Source organism: Dyella sp. OK584 (genome assembly GCF_057787755.1).
This window is the reverse complement of sequence record NZ_CM173542.1, coordinates 4,344,026-4,357,877: the sequence shown is the minus strand read 5'-3', so window position 1 is coordinate 4,357,877 and position 13,852 is coordinate 4,344,026. Positions and strand designations below refer to the sequence as shown.

Sequence of the window (13,852 nt, the reverse complement as noted above, 5' to 3'; positions counted from 1 at the left end):
GGCGTATGGCAAAGGGTAAATTCGAACGCACCAAGCCGCACGTCAACGTCGGCACGATTGGTCACGTGGACCACGGCAAGACGACGCTGACGGCTGCGCTGACGAAGGTTGGCGCCGAGCGTTTCGGTGGCGAGTTCAAGGCATATGACGCGATCGACGCGGCGCCGGAAGAGAAGGCGCGCGGCATCACGATCTCGACTGCCCACGTTGAATACGAATCGCCCAAGCGCCACTACGCCCATGTGGACTGCCCGGGCCATGCTGACTACGTGAAGAACATGATCACGGGTGCCGCGCAGATGGACGGCGCGATCCTGGTGTGCTCGGCCGCTGACGGCCCGATGCCGCAGACGCGCGAACACATCCTGCTGTCGCGCCAGGTGGGCGTGCCGTACATCATCGTGTTCCTGAACAAGGCCGACATGGTGGACGACGCCGAGCTGCTCGAGCTGGTCGAGATGGAAGTGCGCGAGCTGCTGAGCAAGTACGACTTCCCGGGCGACGACACGCCGATCATCCACGGTTCGGCGCTGAAGGCGCTGGAAGGTGATCAGAGCGAAATCGGCATACCGGCGATCATCAAGCTGGTGGATGCGCTGGACAGCTACATCCCCGAGCCGGTGCGCGTGATCGACAAGCCGTTCCTGATGCCGGTGGAAGACGTGTTCTCGATCTCGGGCCGCGGCACCGTGGTGACCGGTCGTATCGAGCGCGGCATCATCAAGGTCGGTGACGAAATCGAAGTGGTCGGCATCCGTCCGACCCAGAAGACCACCGTCACGGGCGTGGAAATGTTCCGCAAGCTGCTGGACCAGGGCCAGGCAGGCGACAACGCCGGTCTGCTGCTGCGCGGTCTGAAGCGCGACGACGTGGAACGTGGTCAGGTGTTGGCCAAGCCGGGTTCGATCACCCCGCACACGGACTTCGAGGCTGAGGTGTACGTGCTGTCGAAGGACGAGGGTGGCCGTCATACTCCGTTCTTCAAGGGCTACCGTCCGCAGTTCTACTTCCGCACGACCGACGTGACTGGCGCTTGCCAGCTGCCGGATGGTGTCGAGATGGTGATGCCGGGCGACAACGTGAAGATGGTGGTGTCCTTGATCCACCCGATCGCGATGGACGAAGGCCTGCGCTTTGCCATTCGCGAAGGTGGCCGCACCGTCGGCGCCGGCGTGGTGGCCAAGGTCATCAAGTAAGCTGTACACTGGGAAGTCGCCCGCATTGCGGGCTGCAAGGAACCAGGGGTGGGGGCGGTCAAGGCCTTCTCACTCCCGGATGGCGCCTAAGGCGCCTCCTTGTGGCGGCAAGGCGAGCGACTTCACACTTTTTCGTATACGCCAGTAGCTCAATTGGCAGAGCAGCGGTCTCCAAAACCGCAGGTTGGGGGTTCGAGTCCCTCCTGGCGTGCCATCTTCCCGAGGATCCACGACGGGTGATGGATGGCATAGTGGCCGTAGCCGGTCGATGCCCTCTCTCATTCGATCACTTCGCATGAATACGAAGGCAGAACAGACCAAGGGCGTCAACGCCGCTGATATCGGCAGGCTGGTGCTGGCAGTGCTGGTGCTAGCTGCTGGCGTTTTCGCTTACTCGTGGTTCGGTAGCGACAGCTCCATTCCTCAATCGGTCCGAATGCTTGGCGTGCTTGTCGCGCTGGTCATCTCGCTGGCTATTGGTGCCTTTACTGCGCCGGGGCGTCGCGTACGCACGTTCCTCGGTGAATCGCAGTTCGAACTGCGCAAGGTGGTCTGGCCCACCCGTGACGAGACACTCAAGACCACCGGCATCATCATGGTTGTGGTCATTGTGCTTTCGCTGCTGTTGGGCCTGATCGACCTAATCCTGAAGTCGGTCGTGCTCGACTGGCTGCTCAAGCTGGGTACATGAGGTGATGGCATGAGCAAGCGTTGGTATGTGGTGCACGCCTATTCGGGCTTCGAAAACCAGGTAAAGCGGTCGCTCGATGAGCGTATCCGCCGCGCCGGTATGGAAGAGAGGTTCGGCGAAGTGTTGGTGCCGACCGAAGAGGTCATCGAGATGCGTGGCGGCCAGAAGCGCCGTAGCGAACGCAAGTTCTTCCCGGGTTATGTTCTCGTGCAGATCGAGACGGACACCGAGGGCAAGGCGCCGCGTATCGACGACGAGTGCTGGCATCTGGTCAAGGAAACCCCGAAGGTCATGGGTTTCATCGGTGGCACGGCGGATCGCCCGCTGCCGATTCGCGACAGCGAGGCCGATGCCATTCTCAGCCGTGTCCGCGAGGGCGTCGAGAAGCCCCGTCCGAAGGTGCTGTTTGAGCCAGGTGAAATGGTTCGCGTCACCGAGGGCCCGTTCAACGACTTCAACGGCGTGGTCGAGGAAGTCAATTACGAGAAGAGCCGCCTGCGCGTCGCGGTGCTCATTTTCGGTCGTTCGACCCCGGTCGAGCTGGAGTTTGGTCAGGTCGAAAAGGCCTGATTGACCCCGTTGGCACGCCTCAGGCATGGGGCTTGCTTAAAACTTGATCAGTCTCTAAACTACGCGGTTCACGCCGGAGCCTTTTGGCTCTGCGTGTCCGTGTTTCCGAGGTCCGCAGGATGGCGGGCCTTCCTCTATCCATGGACGAAGTACTGCGAGGAGCCGCAAGGCGCTTGAACTCGCGAGGAAAATCAAATGGCAAAGAAAGTAACTGGTTACATCAAGCTGCAGGTCAAGGCCGGTCAGGCCAACCCGTCGCCGCCGGTGGGTCCTGCCCTCGGTCAGCGCGGCCTGAACATCATGGAATTCTGCAAGGCGTTCAATGCCGCCACGCAGAAGCTGGAGCCGGGTCTGCCGATTCCGGTGATCATCACGGCCTATTCCGACCGTAGCTTCACCTTTATCACCAAGACTCCCCCGGCCTCGATCCTGATCAAGAAGGCCACCGGTGTCGCCAAGGGTTCGCCCAAGCCGAACACCGACAAGGTCGGCAAGATCACCCGCAAGCAGTTGGAAGACATTGCGAAGCAGAAGGAGCCGGATCTCACGGCTGCTGATCTGGACGCTGCCGTGCGCACCATCGCTGGTAGCGCGCGCAGCATGGGCTTGGTGGTGGAGGGTTAAGACATGGCAAAGCTCACGAAGCGTTTGAAGGCCGCTCAGGCCGCAGTGCAGCCGGGCAAGATCTACGGCCTGGAAGAAGCCCTCAACATCGTCAAGAACAACGCCAAGGCGAAGTTCGCTGAGTCCGTGGACGTCGCCGTCCGCCTCGGCATCGATGCCAAGAAGTCCGACCAGGGCGTGCGCGGCTCCTCGCTGCTGCCGCACGGCACCGGCAAGACCGTCAAGGTCGCCGTGTTCGTGCCGGCCGGTGAGAAGGCCGAGGCTGCCAAGGCCGCCGGTGCCGACGCCGTCGGCATGGAAGACCTGGCCGAGCGTATGCAGGCTGGCGATCTCGACTTCGGTCGCGTGATTGCTACGCCGGACGCGATGCGCGTGGTCGGTAAGCTCGGTCAGCTGCTCGGCCCCCGTGGCCTGATGCCGAACCCGAAGGACGGCTCGGTCACCGCCGACGTCGCCACGGCCGTCAAGAACGCCAAGGCTGGCCAGGTGAAGTTCCGCAACGACAAGGCGGGCATCATCCACGCCACCATCGGCAAGGCCAGCTTCGACGCTGCCCAGCTCGCGGACAACTTGAACACGCTGGTCAATGACCTGCTGAAGGCCAAGCCGTCGACCGCCAAGGGTCAGTACCTGCAGAAGATTGCCCTGTCCAGCACCATGGGCGTGGGCGTGCCGGTCGATACCTCGTCGCTGACGCTGTTGACCAAGTAAGAATCAAGTCCCGCATCGGCGTGAGCCGGTGCGGGCACGTTTTTGAGGGCAGCCCTGGCCCATGGTCGGGGTCGCCGTCAAAGACCGCAGGCGCATCAGCGCACGACGACGACGGGCAGGGAGCTCGGATCTGGCAGGGAATCGCCGTCGCCGTTAGCGGGATCGCTTAATCGGGTGCTACCACGGACCTAGCCTGCGTAGATGGTGCTGCCCCTTCTGGAATCGTTTTTCTGGAAAGGCCACCACCCGGGACTCACGTCCCCGACGTCACGGATGGCGTCGCTCAGGACCGCAAGCGGCAGGAGCCGTAAGCGGAGTTCATAAGAGGAGTGAAAAATGGCTCTGAATCTCTCTCAGAAGCAAGAAGTAGTCGCCGAACTGGCAGAAGTTGCCGCGAAGGCTCACTCCTTGGTCGCTGTCGAGTATGCGGGCACCACGGTCGCTCAGATGACCGCGATGCGCAAAAAGGCTCGTGAGTCCGGCGTGTTCTTGAAAGTTGTCAAGAACACCCTGGCTTCGCGCGCTGTAGTCGGTACCGATTTCGAGGTCGTCAAGGACGCCCTGACCGGTCCGCTGCTGTACGCATTCTCGACCGAGGAGCCCGGCGCTGCCGGTCGCCTGATCAAGGAATTCGCCAAGGGCAACGACAAGCTGAAGGCGCGCATCGTCTCGGTGGAAGGCAAGCTGCTTCCGGCTGAGCACGTTGAAGTGCTGGCTTCGCTGCCGACCCGCGAACAGGCCCTCGCCATGCTGGCCCGCGTGTTGGCTGAGCCGGCGTCGATGTTCGCTCGCGTCGTCAAGGCTGTGGCCGACAAGCAGGGTGGTGGCGAAGTCGCCGCCGAAGCCCCGGCTGAAGCCGAGCCCGCCTAAGTTCGTTGACTATTTAATTCGAATCAATTTCCAGAGGTAAAGCAAAATGTCCCTGACCAACGAACAGATCGTTGAAGCCGTCGCCGCCAAGTCGCTGATGGAAGTGATGGACCTGGTGAAGGCCATCGAAGAGAAGTTTGGCGTGACCGCCGCCGCCCCGGTGATGGTTGCCGCTGGCCCGGCCGCCGCTGGCCCGGCTGCTGAAGAGCAGACCGAGTTCGACGTGATCCTGAAGAGCGCCGGCGAGAAGAAGGTCGACGTGATCAAGGCCGTCCGCGCCATTACGGGCCTGGGCCTGAAGGAAGCGAAGGACCTGACCGAGGCCGGTGGCGTCGTGAAGGAAGCCGCTTCGAAGGAAGACGCTGCGAAGTTCAAGAAGGACCTCGAAGCAGCCGGCGCCACGGTCGAACTGAAGTAATCGGCGCTCTTGCGCGCCGTCAGTTTGATCTAGCGTCAAGCAAGCCTGGGGACGTAAGTCCCCGGGCTTTGCCTGTTGCAGAGGTCCGCGTAGGGAGATGCGGCCTGTAACGACCAAATGTCATCTTTAAGGTTCGTGTTTTACGCGTCGGGAAGACAGCACTGAAAGGCCTGCAGAACATCGCCGACCTTTGATTTATGCCTTTTTGACGCACTGACGGGCAGGGCAGCACATCTTGCCCGTCACGGCAGACACAGCTTTCACAAATCAGCCGGTGTGTGCACCACCGGCGTCACTGCGAACCGAGGCGGTACCCACCATGACCTACTCGTTTACCGAGAAGAAGCGCATCCGCAAGGATTTCGGCAAGCGTCCACCTGTATTGGGCGTGCCGAACCTGCTGACCATCCAGACCGATTCCTATCGCGAGTTTCTGCAGGAGCATGTCGCTCCCAAGCAGCGCGACGAAAAGGGTCTCCACGCCGCGCTGAAGTCGGTGTTCCCGATTGCCAGCTATTCGGGCAATGCCGCGCTTGAGTATGTCGACTATCGCCTGGGCGAGCCTGCCTTTGACGAGCGCGAATGCCGCAACCGTGGCATGACGTTCGGTGCGCCGCTGCGCGTGACCGTGCGCCTGGTCATCTATGACAAGGACAGCCCGGCCTCCAAGAAGGCCGTCAAGTACGTGAAGGAGCAGGAGGTCTACATGGGCGAAATTCCGCTCATGACCGACACCGGCACCTTCATCATCAACGGCACCGAGCGCGTCATCGTCTCGCAGCTGCATCGTTCGCCGGGCGTGTTCTTCGATCATGATCGCGGCAAGACGCACAGCTCGGGCAAGCTATTGTTCTCCGCTCGCGTGATTCCTTACCGTGGTTCGTGGCTCGACTTCGAGTTCGACCCGAAGGACGCGCTGTTCACCCGTATCGACCGTCGCCGCAAGTTGCCGGTGACGGTGTTGCTGCGCGCGCTCGGCTACAACAACGTCGAGATGCTCGATACGTTCTTCGAGCACAACGTGTTCCACCTGGGCAAGAAGGGTGGCACCACGCTGGAACTCGTCGCCGAGCGTCTGCGCGGCGAAACGCTGAGCTTCGACCTGACCATCGGCGACAATGTGCTGGTGGAAGCCGGCAAGCGCATTACCGCGCGTCACGTGCGTCAGCTGGCCGCCGAGAACATCACTGCGCTGGAAGTGCCGGACGACTACCCGGTCGGCCGCATCCTGGCCACCGACATCGTCGACAGCAAGACCGGTGAGCTGCTGGCCTCGGCCAATGACGAAATCACCGCCGAGCAGCTGGAAAACTTCCGCAAGGCCGGCATCGAAGTCGTGCCGACGCTGTACGTGAACGATCTCGATCGTGGCGCGTACATCTCGCACACCCTGCGCATCGACAACACCAAGACGCAGCTCGAAGCGTTGGTGGAAATCTACCGCATGATGCGTCCGGGCGAGCCGCCGACCAAGGACGCTGCGCAGAACCTGTTCTACAACCTGTTCTTCACCTTCGACCGCTACGACCTGTCGGCCGTGGGTCGCATGAAGTTCAACCGTCGCGTGGGTCGCCAGGAGATCACGGGTCCGGGCGTGCTGTTCGATCGCAAGTACTTCGGCGACCGCAAGGAAGAGGAAGCCCAGTCGCTGGTCAAGTCGCAGGGTGACCGTTCCGACATCCTCGAGGTGCTCAAGGTCCTCATCGACATCAAGAACGGTCACGGTACCGTCGACGATATCGATCATCTGGGCAACCGTCGCGTGCGTTCGGTCGGCGAAATGGCCGAGAACACCTTCCGCATCGGCCTGGTGCGCGTCGAGCGCGCCGTGCGCGAGCGCCTTAGCTTGGCCGAGTCCGAGGGTCTGACCCCGCAGGAACTGATCAACGCCAAGCCGGTTGCGGCGGCGGTGAAGGAGTTCTTCGGCTCCTCACAGCTCAGCCAGTTCATGGATCAGAACAACCCGCTGTCGGAAGTGACGCACAAGCGTCGCGTTTCGGCCCTGGGACCGGGCGGCCTGACCCGCGAGCGCGCCGGCTTCGAAGTACGCGACGTGCATCCGACCCATTACGGCCGCGTCTGCACCATCGAAACGCCGGAAGGCCCGAACATCGGCCTGATCAACTCGCTGGCCGTGTACGCCCGCACCAACACGTACGGCTTCCTCGAGACGCCGTACCGCAAGGTCGTAGGCGGCAAGGTCACCAACACGGTGGACTACCTCTCGGCCATCGAGGAAGGCGACCACGTCATTGCGCAGGCGAACTCGCCGCTCAAGGATGGTGCCTTCGTCGAAGACTTCGTGTCCTGCCGCTTCCGCGGCGAGTCCGAGCTGCGTCCGGCCTCCGAAGTGGACTACATGGACGTCTCGCCCATGCAGACCGTGTCGGTTGCAGCGGCACTCGTGCCGTTCCTGGAGCACGATGACGCGAACCGCGCGCTGATGGGCGCGAACATGCAGCGTCAGGCCGTGCCGACCCTGCGTTCGCAGACTCCGTTGGTAGGTACTGGCATCGAGCGCGCCGTGGCGCGTGACTCGGGTGTCATCACCACCGCCAAGCGCGGCGGTGTGATCGACCAGGTCGATGCGGCTCGTATCGTGGTGCGCGTGAACGAGGAAGAGGTCGGCGACAACGACGCCGGCGTCGATATCTACACCCTGACCAAGTACACCCGTTCCAACCAGAACACCAACCTCAATCAGCGTCCGCTGGTGAACGTGGGTGACATCGTGGCGAAGGGCGACACGCTGGCCGACGGTTCGTCGACCGACCTGGGCGAGCTCGCGCTCGGCCAGAACATGCTGATCGCCTTCATGCCGTGGAACGGCTACAACTTCGAAGACTCCATCCTGCTCTCCGAGCGCGTCGTGCAGGAAGACCGCTACACCTCGATCCACATCGAGGAGCTGTCGTGCATCGCGCGTGACACCAAGCTGGGCGCCGAAGAGATCACCGCTGACATCCCGAACGTGGGTGAGCAGGCGCTGGCTCGCCTCGACGAATCCGGCATCGTGTACATCGGTGCGGAAGTGAAGGCCGGCGACATCATGGTCGGCAAGGTCACGCCCAAGGGCGAAAGCCAGCTGACGCCGGAAGAGAAGCTGCTGCGCGCGATCTTCGGCGAGAAGGCGTCCGACGTTAAGGACAGCTCGCTGCGCGTGCCGCCGGGTATGGATGGCACCGTTATCGACGTGCAGGTCTTCACCCGCGACGGCATCGAGAAGGACAAGCGCGCCAAGCAGATCGAGGAAATGGAAATCAAGCGTATCCGCAAGGATCTTGATGACCAGTTCCGCATCCTCGAAGGCGCTATCTACAACCGTATGCGCACCCAGCTCGTCGGCAAGTCCGCGATGAGTGGTCCGGGTGGTTTGAAGCGCGGTGCGGAAATCACCGACGCCTACCTCGACGGCCTGAAGAAGGACGACTGGTTCAAGGTCAACGTCAAGGAAGAGGACGTCACCGAGTTCCTCGAGCGCGCCGCCGATCAGGTCAAGCGTCACAAGGAAGAGTTCGAGAAGCGCTTCAAGGAGAAGCAGGGCAAGATCACCCAGGGCGACGACCTTGCTCCGGGCGTGCTGAAGATGGTCAAGGTGTTCCTGGCCGTGAAGCGCCGTATCCAGCCGGGCGACAAGATGGCCGGTCGCCACGGTAACAAGGGTGTGGTGTCCAACGTGGTGCCGGTGGAGGACATGCCGTTCTCCGCCGACGGTATGCCGGTGGACATCGTGTTGAATCCGCTGGGCGTGCCTTCGCGTATGAACATCGGCCAGATTCTGGAAGTGCATCTGGGCTGGGCCGCCAAGGGCCTGGGCAAGAAGATCCAGAAGATGATCGAGGCGCAGGCCAAGGTCGCGCAGATCCGCGAGTTCCTCGACCAGATCTACAACCACCACGTTGCCGGTGCCGTGCAGCATGTCGACCTGAAGTCGCTGACCGATGAGGAAATCATCACGTTGGCGAACAACCTCCAGGAAGGCGTGCCGATGGCCACCCCGGTGTTCGACGGTGCCGAGGAAACCGAGATCAAGGCGATGCTCAGGCTTGCCGATCTGCCGGAATCCGGCCAGACGATGCTGTTTGACGGTCGTACCGGCGAAGCATTCGATCGCCCGGTCACGATTGGCTACATGCACTACCTGAAGCTGAACCACTTGGTTGACGACAAGATGCACGCGCGTTCGACCGGTCCGTACTCGCTCGTCACCCAGCAGCCGCTGGGCGGCAAGGCGCAGTTCGGTGGTCAGCGCTTCGGCGAAATGGAAGTCTGGGCACTCGAAGCCTACGGCGCGGCCTACACCCTGCAGGAAATGCTGACGGTGAAGTCCGATGACGTGCAGGGCCGTAACCAGATGTACAAGAACATCGTCGACGGTAACCATGAAATGGCGGCGGGCATGCCGGAATCCTTCAACGTGTTGGTGAAGGAAATCCGCTCGCTCGGTATCGACATCGACCTCGAAGAGGTCAAGTGATCGTCGCGGTCACGGGAGATTACGCATGAAAGACTTGCTCAATCTGTTCAATCAGCAGCGCACCGCGCCTGACTTTGACGCGATCAAGATCGCCCTGGCTTCGCCGGAGCTGATCCGCTCGTGGTCATACGGCGAAGTGAAGAAGCCTGAGACGATCAACTACCGCACCTTCAAGCCCGAGCGTGACGGCCTGTTCTGCGCCGCCATCTTCGGTCCGGTGAAGGACTACGAGTGCCTGTGCGGCAAGTACAAGCGCATGAAGCACCGCGGTGTGGTCTGCGAAAAGTGCGGCACCGAGGTCACCCTGGCCAAGGTGCGTCGCGAGCGCATGGGTCACATCGAGCTGGCCAGCCCGACCGCGCACATCTGGTTCCTCAAGTCGCTGCCGTCGCGCATCGGCCTGATGCTGGATATGACGCTGCGTGACATCGAGCGCATCCTGTACTTCGAAGCCTTCGTGGTGATCGATCCAGGTTTGACCGCGCTCGAGCGCGGTCAGCTGCTCAGCGAAGACCAGTACCTGGAAGCCGTCGAAGAGCACGGCGACGAGTTCGATGCCCGCATGGGTGCCGAGGCTGTCTACGAATTGCTCAAGTCGCTTGACCTGCCGGGCGAAGTCATTCGCCTCAAGGAAGAGATCGGCTCGACCAATTCCGAGACCAAGCTCAAGCGTCTCACCAAGCGCGTCAAGCTGATCGAGGCCTTCCTCGAGTCCGGCAACAAGCCGGAGTGGATGGTGCTGACCGTACTGCCGGTGCTGCCGCCGGACCTGCGTCCGCTGGTGCCGCTGGACGGTGGCCGTTTCGCCACCTCCGACTTGAACGACCTGTACCGCCGCGTCATCAACCGCAACAACCGCCTGCGTCGTCTGCTCGAACTCAATGCGCCCGATATCATCGTGCGTAACGAGAAGCGCATGCTGCAGGAATCGGTCGATGCGCTGCTCGACAACGGCCGTCGCGGTCGTGCCATCACTGGCACGAACAAGCGCGCGCTGAAGTCGCTGGCCGACATGATCAAGGGCAAGCAGGGCCGCTTCCGCCAGAACCTGCTCGGCAAGCGCGTGGACTACTCCGGTCGTTCAGTGATCGTGGTCGGTCCGACCTTGCGCCTGCACCAGTGCGGTCTGCCCAAGAAGATGGCGCTTGAGCTGTTCAAGCCCTTCATTTTCGCCAAGCTGCAGGCACGCGGCGAAGCCACCACGATCAAGGCTGCCAAGAAGCTGGTCGAGCGCGAAGAAGGTCAGGTGTGGGACATCCTCGAAGAGGTGATCCGCGAGCATCCTGTGCTTCTCAATCGCGCACCGACGCTGCACCGTCTGGGCATCCAGGCGTTCGAGCCGAAGCTGATCGAAGGCAAGGCCATCCAGCTGCATCCGCTCGTCTGTACGGCGTTCAACGCCGACTTCGACGGTGACCAGATGGCTGTGCACGTGCCGCTGTCGATCGAGGCGCAGCTTGAAGCGCGTGCCCTGATGATGGCGACCAACAACATCCTGTCGCCCGCCAACGGCGAGCCGATCATCGTGCCGACCCAGGACGTGGTGCTGGGCCTGTACTACATGACGCGCGAGTTGGTGAACGCGAAGGGCACCGGCATGGTGTTCTCGGGCATTGGCGAAGTGCGTCGTGCCTACGACAACCGCGCTGTCCAGTTGCACGCCAAAATCAAGGTCCGCATCAAGCAGGTGCACGTCGACGAACAGGGCGGTCGCACGTCCGAGACTTCGATCGTGGACACCACTGTGGGTCGCGCACTGTTGCTCGAGATCATGCCGGAAGGCCTGCCGTTCGCGCTGGCTAACACCGAGCTGACCAAGAAGAACATTTCGCGCCTGATCAACCAGTGCTACCGCCGCCTGGGCCTGAAGGACACGGTGATCTTCGGCGACCAGCTGATGTACACCGGCTTCCGCTTCGCCACCCGCGCCGGCATCTCCATCGGCATCGATGACATGATCATCCCTGCCGAGAAGAAGCCGATCCTGGAAGAGGCCGAGAAGGAAGTGGTCGAGATCCAGGAGCAGTACCAGTCGGGTCTGGTCACCGCCGGCGAGCGCTACAACAAGGTGGTCGACATCTGGTCGCGCACCAACGAACTCGTTGCCAAGGCGATGATCGACGGTATCGGTACCGAAAAGGTCACCGATGCCGAGGGCAAGACGGTCAACCAGAAGTCGATGAACTCGCTGTACATCATGGCTGACTCCGGCGCCCGTGGTTCGGTGGCTCAGATTCGTCAGCTGGCGGGCATGCGTGGCCTGATGGCTCGCCCGGACGGCTCGATCATCGAGACGCCCATCAAGGCGAACTTCCGTGAAGGCCTGAACGTGCTGCAGTACTTCAACTCCACCCACGGTGCTCGTAAGGGCCTCGCGGATACGGCGTTGAAGACGGCGAACTCCGGTTACCTGACCCGTCGTCTCGTCGACGTGGCCCAGGACGTGGTCATCACCTCGCACGACTGCGGCACCGAAGACGGCGTCATCATGCAGCCAATCGTGGAAGGCGGCGACGTGGTCGAGCCGTTGCGCGAGCGCGTGCTGGGTCGCGTGGCAGTCGAAGATGTCTACGCCCCTGGCGACGACATGGATCCGATCGTCGTCCGCGACACCTTGCTGGACGAAGCCCTGGTCGAGAAGCTCGACAAGGCCGGCGTGCAGTCGATCAAGGTGCGTTCGCCCATCACCTGTCAGGCCAATCACGGCGTTTGCGCGCTGTGCTACGGCCGCGATCTGGCCCGTGGCCACCTGGTCAACATGGGCGAGGCCGTGGGTGTGGTCGCCGCGCAGTCGATCGGTGAGCCGGGTACCCAGCTGACCATGCGTACGTTCCACATCGGTGGTGCGGCTTCGCGTGCGGCGGCGGTGGACAACGTGACGGTGAAGACCACCGGCACGCTGAAGTTCAACAACCTCAAGACCGTGCATCACAATCAGGGTCACCTGGTGGCGGTCTCCCGTTCGGGCGAAGTGAGCGTCATTGACGCCAACGGCCGCGAGCGCGAGCGCTACAAGGTGCCTTACGGCGCCACCATTGCCGTCAAGGATGGCGATCCGGTGAAGGCCGGCCAGGCCGTGGCTAACTGGGATCCGCATACCCATCCGATCGTCTCGGAAGTGGCCGGTACCGTGCGCTTCATCGACTTCATCGATGGCATCACCGTGCAGAGCCAGACCGACGATCTGACCGGCCTGGAGTCGGCGGTGGTGACGGATCCGAAGCGCCGTGGTACGGCCGCCAAGGATCTGCGCCCGATCGTGCGTCTGGAAGATGCCAAGGGTCGCGAGCTGAAGCTGCCGGGCACCGACGTGCCGGCGCAGTACATGCTCCCGGCCGGTGCCATCGTGTCGATCCAGAACGGTGTGCAAGTGGGCGTGGGCGACGTGGTAGCACGTATCCCGCAGGAAACTTCCAAGACCCGCGACATCACCGGTGGTCTGCCGCGCGTGGCCGATCTGTTCGAAGCCCGCAAGCCGAAGGAACCGGCGATCCTCGCCGAGCGTTCGGGTGTGATCAGCTTCGGCAAGGACACCAAGGGCAAGCAGCGCCTGATCATCAAGGACGTGGACGGCAACGAGCACGAGGAGCTGATTCCCAAGTGGCGTCAGGTCATCGTGTTCGAAGGCGAGCACGTCGAGAAGGGCGAAACCGTGGTGGACGGCGAGCCCAGTCCGCACGACATCCTGCGTCTGCTGGGTGTCGAGCCGCTGGCCGCTTACCTGGTCAAGGAAATCCAGGACGTCTATCGTCTGCAGGGCGTGAAGATCAACGACAAGCACATCGAAGCGATCATTCGTCAGATGCTGCGTAAGGTCGAGATCTCCGATCCGGGCGAGAGCCACTATCTGCGCGGTGAGCAGGTCGAGCGTGTTCGCATCAATGGCGAAAACGATCGTGCCATCGCCCGCGGCGAGCGACCGGCTGAGTACCAGTCGGTGCTGCTGGGTATCACCAAGGCCTCGCTGGCCACGGAATCCTTCATTTCGGCCGCCTCCTTCCAGGAGACGACCCGAGTCTTGACGGAAGCCGCGGTGCGTGGCACGCGTGATACCTTGCGTGGCCTGAAGGAAAATGTTATTGTCGGTCGTCTAATTCCGGCGGGTACGGGTCTGGCGTATCACGCGCAGCGTCATCGCCAGGGTGGTCTGACCGCCTCGGAGCTTGAAACCCTCTCCGGCTCCGCTTCATCGGCATCCTTTGCGGAAGCCACCACCGGTAGCGACATTGGTGTGGAGTAAGCCCCTCTCGGGTTCTACTCGCTGACATACGAAATGAGGCGCAAGGATTGCGCCT

Annotated in this window: 9 protein-coding genes and 1 tRNA gene; all 10 read left to right on the top strand. The window is 62.2% G+C overall.

Going from position 1 to position 13,852, the window contains the following annotated elements:
• Positions 1-5 precede the first annotated feature (5 nt).
• Positions 6-1,196 carry an elongation factor Tu gene (tuf, locus tag AC3CBN_RS19695; RefSeq protein ID WP_488634659.1) on the top strand — a complete coding sequence of 397 codons (1,191 nt, stop codon included), beginning with the start codon at positions 6-8 and terminating at the stop codon, positions 1,194-1,196.
• A 138-nt stretch (positions 1,197-1,334) separates the two neighbouring features.
• Positions 1,335-1,410, top strand: a tRNA-Trp gene (locus tag AC3CBN_RS19690).
• Positions 1,411-1,491: 81 nt separating this feature from the next.
• The gene (secE, locus tag AC3CBN_RS19685) at positions 1,492-1,887 is read left to right on the top strand and encodes a preprotein translocase subunit SecE (RefSeq protein WP_488634667.1); all 396 of its coding nucleotides are present in this window, start codon (positions 1,492-1,494) and stop codon (positions 1,885-1,887) included.
• A gap of 9 nt (positions 1,888-1,896) precedes the next feature.
• On the top strand, positions 1,897-2,457 hold the full coding sequence (gene nusG, locus AC3CBN_RS19680; RefSeq protein WP_488634666.1) for a transcription termination/antitermination protein NusG: 561 nt from the start codon (positions 1,897-1,899) through the stop codon (positions 2,455-2,457).
• 195 nt (positions 2,458-2,652) lie between these two features.
• Entirely contained in the window at positions 2,653-3,081 is a 429-nt protein-coding gene (gene rplK / locus AC3CBN_RS19675; RefSeq protein ID WP_488634665.1) for a 50S ribosomal protein L11, read from the top strand.
• A gap of 3 nt (positions 3,082-3,084) precedes the next feature.
• Positions 3,085-3,792, top strand: coding sequence for a 50S ribosomal protein L1 (gene rplA, locus AC3CBN_RS19670; RefSeq protein WP_488634664.1), 708 nt, complete (start codon positions 3,085-3,087; stop codon positions 3,790-3,792).
• Positions 3,793-4,128: 336 nt separating this feature from the next.
• Complete coding sequence (rplJ, locus tag AC3CBN_RS19665) at positions 4,129-4,662, top strand: 50S ribosomal protein L10 (RefSeq protein ID WP_488634663.1); 534 nt, start codon at positions 4,129-4,131, stop codon at positions 4,660-4,662.
• Between the two features lie 46 nt (positions 4,663-4,708).
• Positions 4,709-5,080, top strand: coding sequence for a 50S ribosomal protein L7/L12 (gene rplL / locus AC3CBN_RS19660; RefSeq protein ID WP_266169338.1), 372 nt, complete (start codon positions 4,709-4,711; stop codon positions 5,078-5,080).
• Between the two features lie 319 nt (positions 5,081-5,399).
• Positions 5,400-9,557, top strand: coding sequence for a DNA-directed RNA polymerase subunit beta (rpoB, locus tag AC3CBN_RS19655; protein WP_488634662.1), 4,158 nt, complete (start codon positions 5,400-5,402; stop codon positions 9,555-9,557).
• A 25-nt stretch (positions 9,558-9,582) separates the two neighbouring features.
• A complete protein-coding gene (rpoC, locus tag AC3CBN_RS19650) occupies positions 9,583-13,797 on the top strand; it encodes a DNA-directed RNA polymerase subunit beta' (protein ID WP_488634661.1) in 4,215 nt (1,404 codons plus the stop codon).
• The last annotated feature ends 55 nt before the right edge of the window (positions 13,798-13,852 follow it).

Bases quoted from the DNA above. Each gene is read 5' to 3' on its own strand.
- tuf (WP_488634659.1), top strand. From the start codon at position 6: ATGGCAAAGGGTAAATTCGAACGCACCAAGCCGCACGTCAACGTCGGC.
- secE (WP_488634667.1), top strand. From the start codon at position 1,492: ATGAATACGAAGGCAGAACAGACCAAGGGCGTCAACGCCGCTGATATC.
- nusG (WP_488634666.1), top strand. From the start codon at position 1,897: ATGAGCAAGCGTTGGTATGTGGTGCACGCCTATTCGGGCTTCGAAAAC.
- rplK (WP_488634665.1), top strand. From the start codon at position 2,653: ATGGCAAAGAAAGTAACTGGTTACATCAAGCTGCAGGTCAAGGCCGGT.
- rplA (WP_488634664.1), top strand. From the start codon at position 3,085: ATGGCAAAGCTCACGAAGCGTTTGAAGGCCGCTCAGGCCGCAGTGCAG.
- rplJ (WP_488634663.1), top strand. From the start codon at position 4,129: ATGGCTCTGAATCTCTCTCAGAAGCAAGAAGTAGTCGCCGAACTGGCA.
- rplL (WP_266169338.1), top strand. From the start codon at position 4,709: ATGTCCCTGACCAACGAACAGATCGTTGAAGCCGTCGCCGCCAAGTCG.
- rpoB (WP_488634662.1), top strand. From the start codon at position 5,400: ATGACCTACTCGTTTACCGAGAAGAAGCGCATCCGCAAGGATTTCGGC.
- rpoC (WP_488634661.1), top strand. From the start codon at position 9,583: ATGAAAGACTTGCTCAATCTGTTCAATCAGCAGCGCACCGCGCCTGAC.